The organism is Cuneatibacter sp. NSJ-177, from assembly GCF_022867805.1.
Taxonomy (GTDB): Bacteria; Bacillota; Clostridia; order Lachnospirales; family Lachnospiraceae; genus Pseudolachnospira.
The window spans coordinates 806,859-824,496 of record NZ_JALIFO010000001.1 but is presented as its reverse complement, the minus strand read 5'-3'; the positions used below and the strand labels follow the sequence as shown (position 1 = coordinate 824,496).

The window sequence follows — 17,638 nt, the reverse complement described above, 5'->3', positions numbered from 1 at the left end:
AATGGGGATATCGCTGAATAACGTTTTCAGGACAGCCCCATTTGTTCGCTATTATTCCGGATTAAATCACCTTTATCAGCTCGTCGACCAATACTTTTACATCCAGCGGTTTTACCAGATAACCGGTCGTCCACGACCAAGACCTGGAACCCTTTTAAGAGATTCTGCCGCTTTCTCTCCCACTCCCGTTCTTCATCATCGGATACCAGCTGAAACGGAATTGTCACCGTAAACCGGCTGCCCTCGTGCTTCTTGCTTTCCACCTGAATCCTGCCGCCCATCAGCTGCACCAGGTTGTAGACAATGGACAGTCCGAGGCCGCTTCCCACATTGTTCCGCGCGTTCCCCGGCGCTTCCTGCTCAAAGGGCTGGAAAATCCGGTCCATAAACTCGTCCGACATGCCGATTCCCGTATCCCACACCGTAAACTGCAGATAGGCAAAACCATTGGTCCGTTTTTCTTCTTTGATGTCAATACAGATTTTCCCTCCGGAGGGGGTAAACTTCAAAGAATTGGACAGCAAATTCATCAGAATCTGTTTCATCCGCAGGGAGTCCCCAATGTAACAGCTCTCCATCGGTTCCTGATAACGCATCTCATAGAGGATCTCTTTCTCCAATGTCTGGGGATAAATAATCTGGTTGACTTCCTCCGCAAAATGATTCAGCTGAAACAGTTCATGGGCAATCTCCATCTTGTCCGTCTCAATCTCGGACATGTCCAGAATATCATTGATGAGAGACAGCAGATACTGGGAGGACATGTCGATCTTCTGGAAACAGTCTCTGACCACTTTGTTGTCTTCCATCTTTAATTGGCCGATTGTGCTCATGCCGATAATTGCGTTCATGGGAGTCCGGATGTCGTGGCTCATGCGGGAAAGGAAATCGGATTTTGCCTGATTGGCCGCTTTCGCCGAGGTCAGGGCATCCCGGAGAAGCTGTTCCTGCCTTGCCTGCTCCTGCCTCTGGGCGTCCAGAACTTTGACCAGATGGATTGCCAAAACCTCCTCGCTGAAAGGGTTTTCCACATAGATCAAATGCCAGGCAATCCAATGGTAGACCCCGTCCGCCCCTTGTTCCTGGAGTTCCATATAAATCTCCCGCTCTCCCTCGGCAAAGCGCCGCAGAATCTCTTCGCGGCAAAACGTCGCACGAAAATCTTCCTGATAAGAAAGATACACGTTGGGAAGACAAGCAGAGACCAGATCGGAATAGACCCCTTCGGCTGGAAAAGAAAAGACCTCTTGCTCATTGAAGAAACAGTTATACATATCTTTCGACAGGTTAATGCTCATGATCAACGGGTACGCCGTATAAATCGCTGTCCGCAGGGCCCGGTTTTCTAAAATTCGCTCCTGTTCCTGGGCCTTTTCCAGACGCATCTGCTCTGTGATATCCGTGAACACTGCCTGGATTACTTCCTGGCCGTTGCTGTCGGCAATTCGTCCCATCCCCACATTGATCCAGGCCTCCTGGCCGTTTTTCTTCGTGCAATGGCGGTGATAAGACGCCGGCGCTTCGTTCAATTTCAGCTGCTCGATCACATCGAGGATCCAGCCTTGATCCTGGGGTTCTACCATTTGCAGAGGACTTTCGACCTCCGTTCGGTATTCTGCCTCCGAGGTATAGCCGTAAGATTTCCAGGCTGTGGGATTCGCGGACAGGAGCCGGTGGGTGGAATCCGTTGAAAATTGGACGATCCCGCAGGGAACCGTACGGTAAAGCTGCTCCAAAAATCGGGCTTGATGCTCATACTCCTGATTTTTTTCAAGCAGCGCAGCTTTCAGCTTCTGAAATTCCGCACGGCCGGATTCAACGGGAAACAGCTCGTCGTCCTTGATCTCTGCAAAGGGCACGGAATTGTGGATATGTACGGTTTCCAGTTCATCCCCCTTTTCCCGGAAAATGAAAGTGACCCGCTGCTGGGTGTTCAGGTATGTTCCGGTCTCCGGCTTGCTCCGCAGGCGGCTGACCCCTTCGCACAGATAGCTGCCTCCGCCAAGGTCGATTGTATGATACTGCTCCTCGGACATATCGCAGGCGATCATGCCGTCTTTCCCCATCCGGAACTGGGCCGCCACCTGCTCTTTTCCTTCCGCCTTTTGCTTTTCCCCGCCGCCCAGCCATATGATATCATCCGCAAACGTAGAGATCATAAATTCCATATCCGAGTCGCAGAAATAAGTTTTCAATATTTTTTGCGCCAGTGATTCGATTTCTTCTCTTGTCTTTTTTCCCAAGACAACGCCTCCTTCGCTGCAAATTTCCTATAGCAGCGTGTATTGGTACAGCTTTGCATAAAGCCCATTGTGTTCTAGCAGCGCTTCGTGGGATCCTCTCTCCTCAATTCCCTTGTCTGTCAAAACCAGAATTTCATCCGCATTCTTAATCGTGGACAGGCGGTGGGCGACCACGAGGGTCGTACGCCCCTGGCTCAGTTCCTCCAACGACTCTTGAATCTGCATTTCCGTCATATTGTCCAGGGCGGAAGTGGCCTCGTCGAGAATCAGGATCGGCGGATTTTTTAAGAACGCTCTGGCAATGGAAAGCCGCTGTTTCTGACCTCCGGAAAGACGGACGCCCCGCTCGCCCACCTGGGTGTCGTATCCCTCTTCCAGAGTCAGGATATAATCATGAATCCGCGCCTTCTTGGCCGCATCAATGATCTGTTCCTCCGTGGCATCCAGGTCGCCATAAGCAATATTTTCCCGGATGGTCCCGTCAAAAATAAAGACATCTTGAGCAACCATGCCGATATTTTTCCTAAGAGAGAAACGGGAAATATTCCGGATATCCCGCCCGTCGATGGCGATGGATCCGGACTGAATCTCATAGAAACGCGGAATCAGATGACATACCGTGGTCTTTCCTCCGCCGGACGGCCCGACAAAAGCAACCATCTTTCCTGGTTCCAGATGGAACGAAAGGTCATGGATGACATCCTTGTGGTCCTCCGAAGCGTCCGAATTCTCATAGCGGAAGGTCACATGATCAAAATCGATCTCACCGTAAAGCGTATCCACCTCTTCTGCTTCCGGACTCTCCGCCTCCGGCTCCTGAGCCAAGATCTCTTCATACCGCTGGAAGCCGGTGATCCCGTTTTGAAGCTGCTCGAAAATATTGACCAGCTTTTGAATCGGTTTCAGGAACATGGAAATATACAGCAGGTAGGCGGCAAATTCTCCGGTGTTGATCCAGCCTTTAAAGAAAAACAGTCCCCCGGCAAAGAGCACCAGAAGATACAGAAAATCCATCATAAAACCCATGCCGGAAAAGAATACGCCCATGGACCGGTAGGCGCGGCCCCGCGCAACTTTGAACCGCTGGTTTGCTCTCACAAATTTGTTGGTCTCATGGGCATCCGCCGTGTAGGAACGGGACACGCGGATTCCGGCGATGGCCGTCTCGATGTTGGCGTTGATCTCCGCCATCTCGACTCTGGTCTCCCGGAAGGCATCCTTCATCATATGCCGCGTTTTCTGGGCAAAGAACACGATAAAAGGAAGGACCGCAAAAACAATCAAGGTCAAAGGCACGTTGATCGTACACAGCATCACAAACGCCCCGGCCAGCTGGATCACCGAGATGAACAGATCTTCCGGCCCGTGGTGCGCCAGCTCGGAAATATCCATCAGGTCATTGATCATCCGCGACATGATGGTTCCGGTCTTATTCTCATCAAAAAAGGCGAAGGGCAGCTTTTGCAGGTGGCGGAACATCTTCTCCCGCATATCTCCCTGGATCCGCACGCCGACAATATGCCCCCAATACTGGACAATGTAGGTCAGTACCGCTTTAAAGAGATAAATCCCCAGAAGAACAGCAGCCCAAACCAGGAGCAGACGCATGTTCTGGTTTGGGACGTAGTCGTTGATGATATCTTTGGCAATCAAAGGGTAAAACAAGTCGCAGACCGCCGCGAGAAAAGCGCATACCATATCAAAGGTAAACAGCTTCCAGTGCGGCCTGTAGTAGGCGGCAAATCGCTTCAACATTTGAACACTCTCCTATGATTCACTTTTTGCACGATGCCAAAGTCAAACAGTGCGGAGAAATCCGTGGCATCATGGGGCAAAACACCTTTTTGAATACAACATCTTTGAAATTCTGCAGGCGTCCCTCAGCGGTTCGCCAGCTCCGCCGTGATATCCTGCCAGGTCACCTGTTTTTCCGCCATCAGCACCATGGCATGGTAAAGGAAATCCGAAATCTCGTATTTGATTTCCTCCGGATTGGGATTTTTGGCCGCTATCACAATCTCTGTGGCCTCCTCGCCGATCTTTTTGCAAATCTTATCGATCCCCTTGTCGAAAAGATAATTGGTGTAGGATCCTTCCTTTGGATGGCGTTTCCGGTCCAGGATCACCTGATAGACATCTTCAAAAACTTTATAGGGATTAGCCTCCTCGTATTCATCGGTCAAAATCGGCTGATAAAAGCAGCTCGTATGGCCGGTGTGACAGGCTGCCCCGATCTGAGCCACCTTCGCTAAGATCGTATCCTGATCACAGTCCAGGGTCAGCGATTTTACATACTGATAATGGCCGGAGGTCGCGCCTTTTTCCCAGATTTCCTTCCGGCTGCGGCTCCAGTAAGTCATCCGGCCGGTGGAAACCGTGCGGTTATAGGCTTCTTCATTCATATAGGCCACCATCAGGACCTGATCCGTCCGGTAATCCTGCACTACAACCGGCACCAGACCGTCCGGTCCCAGCTTGAAATCCTGCCAGGAAAAGGCGGGAACCGGATCGTTCAGCGCTTCCGGGTCCTCCAGCACCTTGTCTTCTCCAAAGCGGGCCGCGGTCTCTGCTCTTAGCTTTTCCTGTTCCGGCAAAAGAATTACCTTCTTCGCCCCTGCATACAGAAATTTCTTGACATCTTCCAGCGTTTTGATATTCCCCCTGGCAAAAAAGGGAACCGGAATCTCCCTGGTCAGGTGGATCAGCTTGTCAATGTTGGCGTCGTGGGCCGCATCGTCCGCAGAGTCGTCGACAGCGACGATGGCCTGGGCGTCCCGGAAATCCTCCACCCGGATTTCCTCGGACAAAATCAACGTTTTCAGATTCATTACCGGTCTCCTTCCAGACGGGCCACTGCTTCCGCCAGATCAATCTTCTTTTCATACAATGCTTTGCCGAGGATCGCGCCGTGGATTCCGGCCTCCTGGATCGCATCTAAATCCGCCATCCCCGCGACGCCTCCGGAAGCGATGATATCCATGGTTGTCCCATCGGACAGCGCCTTTGTCATGGATACGTTGGGCCCCTGCATCATACCGTCCTTTAAGATATCCGTATAGACCACAGTGCGCACACCATATTCTTCCATCTTCTTGCACAGGTCCATCGCGGTGATCTCGCTGACGCTCTCCCAGCCCCTGGTGGCTACCCGGCCGTCTTTTGCGTCGATTCCCACCACAATATGCTCCGCCCCGAAGACCTTCACCGCCTCCCGGACGAACTCCGGCTCCTCGACCGCCTTGGTGCCGATGATTACCCGGAAAACGCCGAGTTTCCGCAATGCCTCAATATTATCCATACTGCGGACCCCGCCGCCAAGCTGGACCGGGATGTGCACCCGGCCGACGATCTCCCGGATCGCCGCTTCGTTGACCAGCCGGCCGGCCAGCGCTCCGTCCAGATCCACCAGGTGTAGGAAACGTGCCCCTTTGCTTTCCCAGAGCGCCGCCATCTCCGCCGGAGAATCCGAGTATACATTCACTTCGTCAAAAAGGCCCTGGCGCAGACGGACGCACTGGCCGTTTTTCATATCAATCGCAGGATACAGCCGCATGTTATAACATTCCTTTCGTTGACAATACATCCGTGATTCGGGGATCCAGTCCGGTCGCCTCATCCAGCGCCCGCGCAAAGGCCTTGAAGAACGCTTCGATGATATGGTGCGTGTTGGCCCCGTGAATCTGCTTCATGTGAAGGTTCATGCCGGACGCGTAGGAAACGGCATAAAAAAATTCCCGGACCATCTCGGTCTCAAATTCCCCGACCCGCTCCGCCGGAAGTTCGGCGTCAAAGACAAAATAAGGCCGTCCGCCGAGATCCAGCGCCGTCAGAACCAAAGTCTCGTCCATGGGAAGAAACATGGAGCCGTAGCGGCGGATTCCTTTTTTATCCCCCACCGCTTCCGCGATGGCCGTGCCCAGCACAATTCCCGTGTCCTCCACCGTATGGTGGGTGTCCACCCGCAGATCCCCCTTGATGTGAACCGTCAGGTCAAAAAATCCATGGCGGGCAAAACTGTCCAGCATATGGTCAAAAAAACCGATGCCGGTCTCCGAACGACACACTCCGGTTCCGTCCAGGTTCAGGGTCATCTGTATCTGTGTTTCCTTGGTATTGCGGCTAATCGCGGCTTTGCGCATGGCTCTCTTCCTTTCTTCATCCGCCGGGTCCGTCATTGGAGATAGGACTTTTTATCCTTCTCCGTAATCTGAGGACACTTTTCATACAAAAATTTTAAAAAAGCCTCCAGACTGCCGGTGCGGAATCCTTTCTTTTCCAGCAGAATTCCCTGCTGAATCGCTCCCTGCTTGCCCACCGCCACCACCATCAAGTCCTTGGTCTCCAGGGTGCCGGTGACATCTTTATAATCCACAGTGATCGTGTTCCGGTTGGTGTTCCGCTCAAAATGATCGTCGTAAAAGGTGGCGAACATGCGGGGAACCCCTTTATAATTCTTTTTTAGATTGTCATAACTCTTTTTGGCGCCGGAAAGATATCCCCGGTAAAAAACCAAAATGACCAGCGCCACGGCCAGCACCGCCAGGGCGGCGCCGAGAGCAGTCATCCGATAGAGAAACAGGCAGAGCCCCGCCAATACCAGATCCACCAGTGCAAAGATCCCGATGCCGATCCGGTATTTTTTACGGTAAACCTTGTAGGAAGCCTCCGCGTACTGTAGATTCAGTTCTTCGGTTAAAATAATCTCGTTTTTAAATAATTCCTGCATGACAGCCTATTTCCCTTCTTTTGTATCCTCAAACCTTACTTTAATCGAATTTGCATGGGCTGTCAACTGTTCTGCCTTGGCAAATTCCTGAATATCTTCAGAAATTGCCTGCAGCGCTTCTCTGGAATAGGAAATCAGGCTGGATTTCTTGATAAAATCGTCCACACCCAGCGGAGAGAAAAATTTAGCGGTGCCATTGGTCGGAAGCACATGATTCGGTCCGGCAAAATAATCCCCGAGGGGTTCGGAGCTGTATTCGCCGAGGAAAATCGCCCCGGCGTTCTCAATCCGGGTCATCACCGCAAAGGGATCTCTGGTCATGATTTCCAAATGCTCGGAGGCAATCTCATTGACTGCATCCACTGCATCGTCCCAGTTGTCCGCCAGAAGAATATAGCCGAACTGATCCAGTGATTTTTCAATGATCTCCCGGCGGCTCAGTGTTTTTAAAAATTTCTCCACTTCGGCGGAAACCTGCTCTGCCAGCTTTCTGGAAGTGGTCACGAGAATCGCAGACGCCATCTCGTCGTGCTCCGCCTGGGACAGGAGATCCGCCGCCGCATAGCGGGGATTGGCTGTTTCATCGGCCAGCACCAGGATCTCGCTGGGGCCGGCGATGGAATCCAGGCCCACATAGCCGAATACCGCCCGCTTCGCGAGAGCGACATAAATGTTTCCGGGGCCGGTAATCTTGCTGACCTTCGGGATCGAAGCCGTGCCGTAGGCCAAAGCGCCGATCGCCTGAGCGCCGCCCACTTTATAGATTTCGGTCACGCCTCCCTCGCGGGCCGCCGCCAGCACCTTCGGATTGACCTTCCCGTCTCTTCCCGGAGGCGTCACCATGGCAATCCGCTTCACGCCGGCCACCTTTGCCGGAATCAGGTTCATCAAGACCGAGGAAGGATAAGCGGCCTTTCCGCCCGGCACATAGACGCCCACGCTGGATAAAGGCGTAATCTTCTGACCTAAAAGCACGCCGTCCGCTTTTGTCTCAATCCAACTATTTCTCACCTGCCGCTGATGGTAATCGCGGATATTCTCCGCAGCGCGGCGCAGGATCCGCAGGAAGTTTTCATCCACCAAGCGATAGGCTTCCTCGATCTCCTCTTCGGAGACGCGAATGGTATCTTCCGTCAGCTTCACATGGTCAAACTGCTCCGTGTAAGAAAACAGAGCTTCGTCGCCCTTCTCCCGGACTGCCGTGAGGATCTCGTTCACCGCCTCCATATAAGAGCCATAGCTCGTTGTACTCCGCTTTAACAGATTCGTCAGAATTCCTTTTTTCGTCTCCTCATTTAATGAAACAATTCTCATGCCAGCACTCCTTTCAAAGACTGAATGATCTGGGTAATCCTCTCGTTCTCCATCTTCATACTGACTTGATTGACCACCACTTTCGCGGAGAGATCGCAGATCTCTTCCAGAACTTCCAGCCCGTTTTCTTTCAGGGTAGTTCCCGTCTCCACGATATCCACGATCACTTCGGACAGGCCGACGATCGGAGCCAGCTCCACGGAGCCGTTCAGTTTGATGATCTCCACGGTCTGGTGCTTCCGGTTGTAGAAATAATCCTTGGCGATCACCGGATATTTGGTGGCGACCCGGATCAGCTGGTGATGCTTTAAAAGCTCCGCTGCCCCGGCAGGCCCGGCCACGCACATCCGGCACTTGCCGATCCCCAGATCCAGGACTTCATAGAGCTTTCTGCCTTCTTCCAAAATCGTATCTCTGCCGACGATTCCGATATCCGCCGCCCCATATTCCACATAAGTCGGCACATCGGATGCTTTCGCCAGGAAAAATTTCAGCTTTAATTCCTCGTTGGTAAAAATCAGTTTTCTGGTGTCCGGCTCTTCCATCTCTTCGCAGGTGATACCGACTTCTTTCAGCAGATCCATGGCCTTTTTCGCCAGACGCCCTTTCGCCAGGGCAAAAGTAATATATTTCATCGATTTCCCCTCCGGATTTCCCCTGGAACCGGCACAGACGTGGTCTCCCCGGTTCTGGTCTGAATCACTGTAATCGCCTCCGACTTTCCGGTCAAAAGTAAAATGCTTCCGATCCGATGCTCCGCGGCATACTCCATATATTCTCCGGCCAAAGACCGTTTTTCCGTCAAGGACACCTTGCGGCCGTTCTTCCGGTACAGTCCGCCTAACGCAATGGCCAAAGAAAGCTCGGAGGGCTCATAGAGAATCATCGTCTCATCCCAGGGAAGCTCCTCTTGGATCTTCTGCCGCTGGATCGCGGACATCAGGGTATCGACGGAAATCCCAAAGCCCACGGAAGGGGCGTCCTTTCCAAACTGCACCATCAGATTGTCATAGCGGCCACCGGTCACGATATAGTCGCCTGTGCCGTAGGTATAGCCCTGAAAGATAATCCCGGTATAATACTGATAGTTTCCAAGCATCCCCAGGTCAAAGGTAATATAATCATTGACTTCATACGCGGTCAAAAGCTCATAAAGCTGCTCCAGGCGGTCCACAGCCGCCAGGGCGACGGGGTTTTTCGTCAATGTCCTTGCTTTTTCAAATACCTGATCCGCGGATCCAAAGAGCTGCGGCAGCGCCAGAAACGCGCGGGTCAGATCCTCCGGAAGACTTTCCGCTTTCAGCCGCTCCTCCACGCCGAAAAAGTTCTTATTTCCAATCAGATCCCGCAGGACCTCGATGACCTCTTCCTGCAAACCGGCCTCCTGGAGCAGTCCGTTAAAAAAATCCACCTGACCGATCTCAACCTGAAATTCCGAAAGCCCCGCGCTTTTCATGCAGTCCACCGCCAGTGCGATCACCTCGGCGTCGGCCGCCAGAGAATCATCCCCGATCAGCTCGATCCCGGCTTGGGTGGTCTCCTTTAATCTTCCCTGATAGCTGGAGTTATTGATAAAAGTATTTCCCTCATAGCAAAACCGGACCGGCAGGCTCTCCGCGCCATAATACTTGGCGGCGCAGCGGGCGATGGACGGGGTAAAATCCGGCCGCAGAACCAAAGTCTCCCCATTCCGGTCAATCATTTTATACATATCCCTGGAAGATACGCTGCCGCGCTCCGCGTTAAATATATCAAAATATTCAAAAGACGGCGTCTGGATCCCACGGTAGCCGTAACGGCTGAACGTATCCTTTATCCGCCTGCGCAGGGCATCCTTGCGGGCAAATTCATCGTTATAGTAATCTTTGACCCCTTCGGGGGTATGAAGCAGCTGGACCATTTGCTTTTCCTTCCTCGTTCACTTTACTGTGCTAATTCGGTAGCACGATGAATTATACAAAAAAACGCCGAAAATGTCAATCTCTTTCCAGCAAATCTTTTTGAAGCGGTTCCAGAAAATGGACCAGGCCGTTTTTTCCGGATATCCGATAGCTTTTGTCGATCTCCCCGTAGGTAAAGCTCTTCCTGCCGCCGTCCTCCGCCCGCTTCCAAAAGCGCTCGGCATCCGCCAAAGGTAGGTAGTAAATCTCATCCCTCTGGGTCAGATGCAGAATAAAAAAGGCGATTCCCTGCTGGCGCTCAAATTCCCGCATAAACAAAAGCTGATGCTCATGGATATTGGCCAGGGGAATCGTATCCTCCTGGCACTCCTTTGCGTCAAAGCAGACCGGCACCCCCTGGACCACCCCGATATAGTCCACGGTGCTCTTCTGATCAAAATAAGCGAGGGTAATATGGCGGCTTTCCTGATCAATCCGGATCGGTTTGATCGGGGTCGGAATCTTCTGGATCAGCGCCAGATGGCTTTCCCGGTATTTTTCGATCGTGAGATTGATCATCTCCTCCAAGGTGGAGCCGCGAAGCCCCCTGCTTCCCCAAGTTCCCATACGTTACTCTCCTCTTTTTCTGCGTCGGCTTTGAGCCGGGGCTCCCGCCGCCTAGGTGATCTCATCCCCGCCGGCCCATCCGGCGTCTTATTTAGGCTCCGCCAGTCCCAGCGCTCTCAGGCAGCGCAGAAAATCTTCCGGCAGCGGAGCGCAGAGCGTCTGGCGGGAAAGCTCCGGCAGTTCCGGCAATTCTTTCGGGAACGTAAGCTGGAAGGCATGCAGCATCTGACGCTTCGGCTCCACGGGCAGATTGCGGGACATGCCGCCATACTTCCGGTCCCCCAACACCGGGTGGCCGACGGAGGCCAGATGAGCCCGGATCTGATGGGTTTTTCCCGTGATCAGATGGACTTTCAGCAGGGTAGCCCCGTTCCCCTCGTCCAAAGGCTCGTAAGCAGTCACGATCCGGGCCGCCCCTTCCGGCATCGCCGCGCTTCCGGTCTCCCTTTGGCTTGCTTTTCTGATTCTCACCGTATTGGTCTTCTCATCCTTGATCAGATAACCTTCCACCCGCTCGGCCCGGATCCCCGTCCCCTGTACCAGAGCCAGATAATATTTTTCCAGCCGGCGGGAACGAAAAAGCTCTGACAAAGCCTGAAGGCCCGTCAGAGTCTTTCCCGCGGCCACAAGTCCGCTGGTATTCCGGTCCAGCCGGTTGCAGACGCCGGGACGGAAGCGCGTCAGTTCCTCTTCTGTGATCTGACCGCTTTGCAGCAGGTAGGAGATCAAATGCTCGCACAGGGAAATATCCTCCGGCGCCGCTTTCTGGGACAGCATGCCGGCCGGTTTGTTCACAAATAAAACCTGTGCGTCCTCATACACCAGATCCAGCTCAGTCTTGGTCCGTCTGACCGAATTCTCCCCCTGGAATTTCCGGATCGTCTCTTCGGCGAGGAACAGGCGGAGGCAGTCCCCCTCCGAAAGGCGCTCCGAACCGTCCGCCTTCTTTCCGTTCAGTGTAATATTTTTTTTGCGGAGCATTTTGTGGAGGAAGCCGCTCCCGGCCTCCCTCAGATATTTTCCGAGGAATTTGTCCAGACGCTGTCCGGCCTCTCTCCCGCTGATTTTGATTTCCTGCATCGTTCTCCTCTACATCGACGTGGAGATAACCGCTTCCTTCGCCAGGTCGATTCGCTTCTTCTCCGATTCGTCGCCCGCCATCTCCACCTTGTCAATGCGCTCCAAAAATTCATCCCAGTTGGAATACAGTTTCATCCTCATCGGGATCCCCCGGCGCTTTAACACGTCGTTGACCGGAATCTCCGCATCCTCCGACCGGAACCGCTTTCCACAGACGGAAGAAAAAGCTACTACGCCGTTTTTATAGACGACGGCAAACTCCACCGGCATCCTCCGTCCCTTTTCATCCACCAGAATCAAATCGGAAAGAAGCATATCCTGGTTTTCAAAATTTCCCAGCAGCTCGTATTTTTCCTTCGGCGCTGTGTGAAACTTGGCAAAGGCCGCAAAGGCCACGAAAAAATTGGCGGTGGGAATCACCATCAGCATAGCGGGAATCATCAGCCAGTTTTTCTTAGAGCCCCAAATCAGAACACCTAATATTAAGAGCAGCAGCACGATTGCGCCGCAGATTACAGCTTTTAACAGCTGGCTCTTCCGATGGGCGTCAATGTAGCCATAGCGGCCTCTTGCTTCGTTTTCCATCCTTATTCCTTTCCTTTTAGCCTAAGTATTTTAAAACCGCGGTCTGCTTTTTCATATCAGGAGTCAGATCCAGCGTGTTGGTCTCATACCGCACCACATCCGAGCGGAATTTCAGAAAATCCTCCAAAGTTCCGATCACCGGAAAACCATATTCCTCGGTGCGATAGTGCATGGGAATCACAACGGCAGGGTTCAGCTCCTCCAGCATTGCCTCAATCCCATCGGGCTCCATCGTGTAAAAGCCGCCCACCGGGACCATCACCACATCCAGGCGACCTAGGGTTTCTTTCTGCTTTTCATTGAGGGGGCAGCCGATATCTCCAAAGTGGGCGATCCGAAGCTCCCCGTTGTCAAATACGTGGATCATGTTCATACCGCGCTTTGCCCCGCCCTCATCGTCGTGGGGGCAGGCCACCATGGTAATCTGAAACGGGTTCTCTTTATCCGTCTCCTCGTAAGTGATCGCATCCACATAGCCATGGTCGTCATGATTATGACTGCAGATAATCCGGTTCGCCGTATCTCTCAGATCGGCCAGCCCCGGCACCTTCCCATCCTTATAAGGATCCACAACGATGGAAAATCCATCCTGCTCCAGTTTAAAACAAGAATGTCCTCTCCAGGTCAGCGTGACTGTTTTGCTCATCTCAATCCCTCCATGTTCTTTAGAATTTCACTGTAATCGGTGATGGAATCATCGGCCAGACGCCGTTTTTCCTCCTCCATATGGGCAGACCAGGAATCATAGATCGCACAGACCCACATGCCCGCGTTTTTCCCTGCCTGTATCCCGGCAGGCACGTCCTCGATCACCAGACACTGCTTCGGGTCGGCGTTCAAATCCTCTGCCACCTTTAAATAGATGTCCGGCGACGGCTTCCCGGCGGCCACCTCGCAGCCGGTCCGCACAGAGCTAAAATAATTCTCCAGCCGCTGTCCTTCGATCACGGCCTGCACCAGTTCTCTGGAATTACTCGTAGCGATTCCCATCGGGATTCCTCTTTGGGAAAGCTCGTCCAGAAACTCCCTTGCGTACGGTTTCATCGGCACCTGATAGCGGTATTTTTCATAAGCCATCCGGTTCCATTCCGCTTTTATTTCATCCAGGGATTCCGGAAGCTGGAACGTCTCTTTAAAATAGACCGCCGTCTCGGAAAAACTCATTCCTTCAATCTCTTTTTGCAGGTTATCCGGCAGCGAGACGCCGTAGCGGCCCAGGTATTCGATATCAATGTCTTTCCACATCCACATCGAGTCCACCAGGGTCCCGTCCAAATCAAACAGGACAGCCTGGATTTCTTTCATCGGTATGTTCATTGCCACCTCCATCCGGGGTGATATTTATTCTTCAAAGTATCTTTGCTGCGCTTGGCCCAGCCTAGGGGAAATCCATCTACCAAAACCAGAGTCCACCCATCTTCCCCCGAAGAGGGAACCCCTTCGCAGGCGACGGTCTCTCCCTTCAGATAGCGGATGACCCTCCCGTCCGATCCGGAAAAGTCCACCCGGTTGGAAAAGTCCTCCTTTTGAAGCGCCAGGGCCAGGGCCGGCGAAGGCGTAAACCTTCCGTTCTTCCGGCTTCCTAAAAACAGGCCGGTGCGCAGATAACGGATCCCGGCTCTTTTTTGGGCGCCTTCCGGAAGCAGATAAAGCGAATCCTTTTCCTCTGAGACCGGCTTGTCCTGCCATGCGCTCCCGAAGAGAGGAGCAAAGTCGGGGGCCGCCTCCGCAAAGGTCCTGCCGGACCTCTGTTTCCCGGTCCAATCCTGCGTTTCTTCCACAGCCTTTCCCCTGTTACCGCCTCCCTCTTTTTGAAGCAGCGCCAGAAAATGGCCTTCCCCGCGGGCGCGCTGGGGCCAGATCCGGCCGGTGCCGGGGAGGAACCCCTCCGAAAAACCGCGGTTTCCCGGCAATGGCAAGACGGTCAGTTCCGGAAACGTCCGGAGCAGCCACGCTACGTTATCTTCATCCTCTTCGCGGGAAAAAGTACAGGTGGAATAGAGAAGCATCCCGCCTGGTCTTAACATGGATACGGCGGAAGTCAGGATTTCTCTCTGTACCGGCTGGTAATAAGAGGGACCTTTCTGCACCCAGTCTTTCACCATCGCGGATTCCCGGCGGAACATCCCCTCTCCGGAGCAGGGAGCGTCCACTAAAATCTTATCGAAATAGGATGGAAAACTCTGCGCCAGTTTTTCCGGGGTCTCGGCCGTCACGTAGCTGTTTTCTATTCCGAACAGTTCCAGATTTTTCACCATGGCCTGCGCCCGCGAGGCGCTGATATCATTGGCGAACAGCACGCCCGTACCCGCAAGACGCGCGCCCAGATGGGTGGCTTTCCCCCCCGGCGCCCCGCAGAGATCCAAAACCCGGTCCCCCGGCTCCACCGGAAGCATCGCCCCCGGCGACATTGCGCTGGCCTCCTGCAAATAGTAGAGCCCCGCGAAATAATAGGGATGTTTCGCAGGCGTCACCTGGGCGGAGTCTTTCGTTTTTCCGCCGGAAAAATAGAAGCCTTCCGGCGCCCACGGCACCGATTCCTCCAAAAAAGGCATCCTCGCCTTTAACTCCTCCGGCGAGATCTTTCGTGTATTGGTTCTGAGAGCGGTGACCCGCGCTTTAGAGAAGGAATCCAGATACTCCGGATATTCCTCCCCCAGCAGCTCCTGCATCCGCACGAGATATTCTTTCGGCAATTCCATGTTACAGCTCCTGCACTCCCTGCCGGGCCGCCACCAGATCCAACTGGCGGTTGAACTCTTCCAGCTCCTCCAGCGTGCCGTTTTGATACAGGTCAAAAAATTCATTCTGTATATTCAGCATGGCGTCCCGGTTTTCAAATTTATAAAGGTTTTGTATATTATTCTTGATCTCGGATACGATCCGGGCCTTGTTGAAAAACAGATCCTGTGCCATCACGATATCTTCCCGGATCATCGACATTTCTTTATCCAGATTGATTACCGCCTGGGCGGCGGCCAGCAGCCGTTCGCCGATATGCTCCGGTACGTTCCCGCTGTATTTATACTTGAGGCTGTGCTCAATCGTCGCCCAAAAGTTCATCGCCATCGTCCGGATCTGAATCTCCACCGGAACCAGTTTGGGGCCGTGGATGGTTGTGACTTCATACCGGACCACCATGTGATAACTCTGATATCCGCTGGGCTTGCTGTGATGGACGTAATCGTTTTCCTCCATCACCTCCATATCCGGACGGTCCCGGATGATATTCACCACCTTATCAATGTCCTCGACAAACTGGCAGATCAGCCGGACCCCCGCGATGTCCGTGATCTTTTCCTCCACGTTCTCCAGGTCAATGCCTTTTCGCTTTGCTTTATCCAAAATGCTGGAGACCGTTTTCACCCGGCAGATGACCTGCTCGATCGGAGAATACCGCCCCGCCGCCTTGTTCTGTTTGATAATATAATTGAACTTGATTCTCAGCTCATCCACCGCCAGCTCGTAGGGGGATAAAATTTCTCTCCACTTTTGAATTTCCATACCAATCCGCTCCTTTATGCTTCCCAACCCTCAAAGACCCGCGCCTATCCGGGCAAACTGCGCCCTGCGGGTCCTCCGATCTCACGTAAGTTATGAAATCTTCTCCAGCATTCCGACCAGGAACTTCCAGATCCGCTCGGCGGAAGGAAGGCTCAGCCGTTCTTTGGTGGAATGGATATCCATCAGGTCCGGACCGAATGCAATGATATCCAGTTCCGGGATTTTTTCGCTGAAAATACCACATTCCAGCCCTGCGTGGATGCCCTCCAGAACCAATTCTTTTCCTGTCTGCTCCCGGTATACCTGAGCCGCCAGCTGCTGCAGCCGGGAATCCGCCTGAAACGGCCATCCCGGATATTCCCCGTGAAACGATGCGGTGGCCCCATATGCTTTTGCCATCCCGGCAATCTCTTTCTCTAAAGCTTCCCGGTCTGCGGTCTTCGCGCTGCGCGGCGCCATCACAAAATGAACGCCGTCCTCTTTGGTGGAGATCACGCCGAGGTTGGTGGACACCTCCACCATGTCCGGAATCTCCTCGTTGTACTGCAGCGGGCCGTCCGGAAGGGAGGTCACCAGCTTTAACAGGCGGTCGGAGTCCTCTCGTTTCATAACCGGAAACTCCGACTCCGGAAGCGGCTCCCACTCCAAAGTCAGATGAGGATCGGTCTTCGCCCATGCCGTCTGGAGCTGAATTTTTTTCGTCTCCAAATATCCATTTTCTTCAAAATCCGGCGCAACGGCCAGCACAGCCGCAGCAGAGGCCGGAATCGCGTTGTCCGCCGCTCCTCCCCGGATCTCGGACAGCTGAAAGCTCCCCGGCATCTCCTCCAATACCCCCGCCAGCAGACGGATGGCATTCCCGCGGCCCCGGTCGATCTCCGTGCCGGAATGCCCGCCGGTCAGACCGGTCAGCTCCACCCGAAATCCCGGACTCATTTTTTTCTCCCTGCTTGAGGGATAAAGCACTTCCGCCCGGCATCCTCCGGCGCAGCTGCCCACCACATGGCCTTCCTCCTCGGAATCCATATTCAGCATATAGCGGCCGGTGATATCCCCCATATCCAGCGCCGACGCGCCGATCATGCCGATCTCCTCGTCGGTGGTAAAAACACACTCCAAGCGGGGATGGGACAATTCCTCAGAATCCAGCACAGCCAAAGCCATGGCCACGGCGATTCCGTCGTCCCCTCCCAGACTGGTGCCTTCCGCATACAGATAGTCTCCGTCGGTTTTTAAATGCAGGGCGTCTTTTGCAAAGTCAAAATCCAGATCTGGTTCCTTCACCGCCACCATATCCAGATGTCCCTGCAAAATAACTCCCGGATCTTTTTCCCGTCCGGACGTGGCTTCCTTCCAGATCACAACATTATTGGCCGCATCCTGACGGACCGCAAAGCCTTTTTCTTTTGCAAAGCCGACGCAGTAATCACTGATTGCCTTCGTATTTCCGGAACCGTGGGGAATCCGGCACAGATCTTTAAAAAACTCTAAATACGTTTTGCCCATGTTTCTTCCTTTCTTGTTTCAATCCACGCCCCATCCTTATATGGAGCGCGGAGGATTCTCAATCTCTCTTAGCACACCTTTGGCGTTACGCTTGCTTTCCGCATCATTCCCCCTCCCGAACCATTGCTTTTTTGCTTCCGCGGGAAATGCGAGGGTCTATTTGTCCCCTCTCT

Annotated in this window: 17 protein-coding genes; all 17 read right to left on the bottom strand. The window is 53.4% G+C overall.

Going from position 1 to position 17,638, the window contains the following annotated elements:
- Positions 1-26: 26 nt before the first annotated feature.
- The 17 genes from MUB23_RS03680 to pepD all read right to left on the bottom strand — a co-directional run bounded on the left by MUB23_RS03680 (position 27) and on the right by pepD (position 17,465).
- Positions 27-2,243, bottom strand: a complete 2,217-nt coding sequence (locus MUB23_RS03680; protein WP_244798919.1) for a PAS domain-containing sensor histidine kinase — start codon at positions 2,241-2,243, stop codon at positions 27-29.
- A gap of 27 nt (positions 2,244-2,270) precedes the next feature.
- On the bottom strand, positions 2,271-3,998 hold the full coding sequence (locus tag MUB23_RS03675; RefSeq protein ID WP_244798917.1) for an ABC transporter ATP-binding protein: 1,728 nt from the start codon (positions 3,996-3,998) through the stop codon (positions 2,271-2,273).
- A gap of 125 nt (positions 3,999-4,123) precedes the next feature.
- Positions 4,124-5,071, bottom strand: a complete 948-nt coding sequence (hisIE, locus tag MUB23_RS03670) for a bifunctional phosphoribosyl-AMP cyclohydrolase/phosphoribosyl-ATP diphosphatase HisIE (RefSeq protein ID WP_244798916.1) — start codon at positions 5,069-5,071, stop codon at positions 4,124-4,126.
- Positions 5,071-5,796: a 1-(5-phosphoribosyl)-5-[(5-phosphoribosylamino)methylideneamino]imidazole-4-carboxamide isomerase gene (hisA, locus tag MUB23_RS03665; RefSeq protein ID WP_244798915.1), complete on the bottom strand. Its 726-nt coding sequence runs from the start codon at positions 5,794-5,796 to the stop codon at positions 5,071-5,073. The genes hisIE and hisA overlap by 1 nt, the downstream gene beginning before the upstream one ends.
- A gap of 1 nt (position 5,797) precedes the next feature.
- Complete coding sequence (hisB, locus tag MUB23_RS03660; RefSeq protein WP_244798913.1) at positions 5,798-6,382, bottom strand: imidazoleglycerol-phosphate dehydratase HisB; 585 nt, start codon at positions 6,380-6,382, stop codon at positions 5,798-5,800.
- Between the two features lie 32 nt (positions 6,383-6,414).
- Positions 6,415-6,969 carry a YcxB family protein gene (locus MUB23_RS03655; RefSeq protein ID WP_244798911.1) on the bottom strand — a complete coding sequence of 185 codons (555 nt, stop codon included), beginning with the start codon at positions 6,967-6,969 and terminating at the stop codon, positions 6,415-6,417.
- A 6-nt stretch (positions 6,970-6,975) separates the two neighbouring features.
- Positions 6,976-8,283, bottom strand: a complete 1,308-nt coding sequence (gene hisD, locus MUB23_RS03650; RefSeq protein ID WP_244798909.1) for a histidinol dehydrogenase — start codon at positions 8,281-8,283, stop codon at positions 6,976-6,978.
- Positions 8,280-8,918, bottom strand: a complete 639-nt coding sequence (gene hisG / locus MUB23_RS03645; RefSeq protein WP_244798907.1) for an ATP phosphoribosyltransferase — start codon at positions 8,916-8,918, stop codon at positions 8,280-8,282. The genes hisD and hisG overlap by 4 nt, the downstream gene beginning before the upstream one ends.
- Positions 8,915-10,183, bottom strand: coding sequence for an ATP phosphoribosyltransferase regulatory subunit (gene hisZ, locus MUB23_RS03640; RefSeq protein WP_244798905.1), 1,269 nt, complete (start codon positions 10,181-10,183; stop codon positions 8,915-8,917). Before hisZ ends, hisG begins: the two co-directional genes overlap by 4 nt.
- Positions 10,184-10,259: 76 nt before the next feature.
- The gene (locus MUB23_RS03635; protein ID WP_244798903.1) at positions 10,260-10,790 is read right to left on the bottom strand and encodes a Holliday junction resolvase RecU; all 531 of its coding nucleotides are present in this window, start codon (positions 10,788-10,790) and stop codon (positions 10,260-10,262) included.
- Positions 10,791-10,877: 87 nt separating this feature from the next.
- Positions 10,878-11,870 (bottom strand): RluA family pseudouridine synthase, encoded by a 993-nt coding sequence (locus MUB23_RS03630; RefSeq protein ID WP_244798901.1) that lies wholly within the window; start codon positions 11,868-11,870, stop codon positions 10,878-10,880.
- Between the two features lie 9 nt (positions 11,871-11,879).
- Entirely contained in the window at positions 11,880-12,455 is a 576-nt protein-coding gene (locus MUB23_RS03625) for a hypothetical protein (protein ID WP_244798900.1), read from the bottom strand.
- Positions 12,456-12,471: 16 nt separating this feature from the next.
- A complete protein-coding gene (locus MUB23_RS03620) occupies positions 12,472-13,101 on the bottom strand; it encodes an MBL fold metallo-hydrolase (RefSeq protein WP_244798899.1) in 630 nt (209 codons plus the stop codon).
- Positions 13,098-13,766 carry an HAD family hydrolase gene (locus tag MUB23_RS03615; protein ID WP_442874104.1) on the bottom strand — a complete coding sequence of 223 codons (669 nt, stop codon included), beginning with the start codon at positions 13,764-13,766 and terminating at the stop codon, positions 13,098-13,100. The genes MUB23_RS03620 and MUB23_RS03615 overlap by 4 nt, the downstream gene beginning before the upstream one ends.
- 2 nt (positions 13,767-13,768) lie before the next feature.
- Positions 13,769-15,157: an RsmB/NOP family class I SAM-dependent RNA methyltransferase gene (locus MUB23_RS03610; RefSeq protein ID WP_244798893.1), complete on the bottom strand. Its 1,389-nt coding sequence runs from the start codon at positions 15,155-15,157 to the stop codon at positions 13,769-13,771.
- A 1-nt stretch (position 15,158) separates the two neighbouring features.
- Positions 15,159-15,959, bottom strand: a complete 801-nt coding sequence (locus tag MUB23_RS03605; RefSeq protein ID WP_244798891.1) for a GTP pyrophosphokinase — start codon at positions 15,957-15,959, stop codon at positions 15,159-15,161.
- 90 nt (positions 15,960-16,049) lie between these two features.
- On the bottom strand, positions 16,050-17,465 hold the full coding sequence (gene pepD, locus MUB23_RS03600; RefSeq protein ID WP_244798889.1) for a beta-Ala-His dipeptidase: 1,416 nt from the start codon (positions 17,463-17,465) through the stop codon (positions 16,050-16,052).
- Positions 17,466-17,638 lie beyond the last annotated feature (173 nt).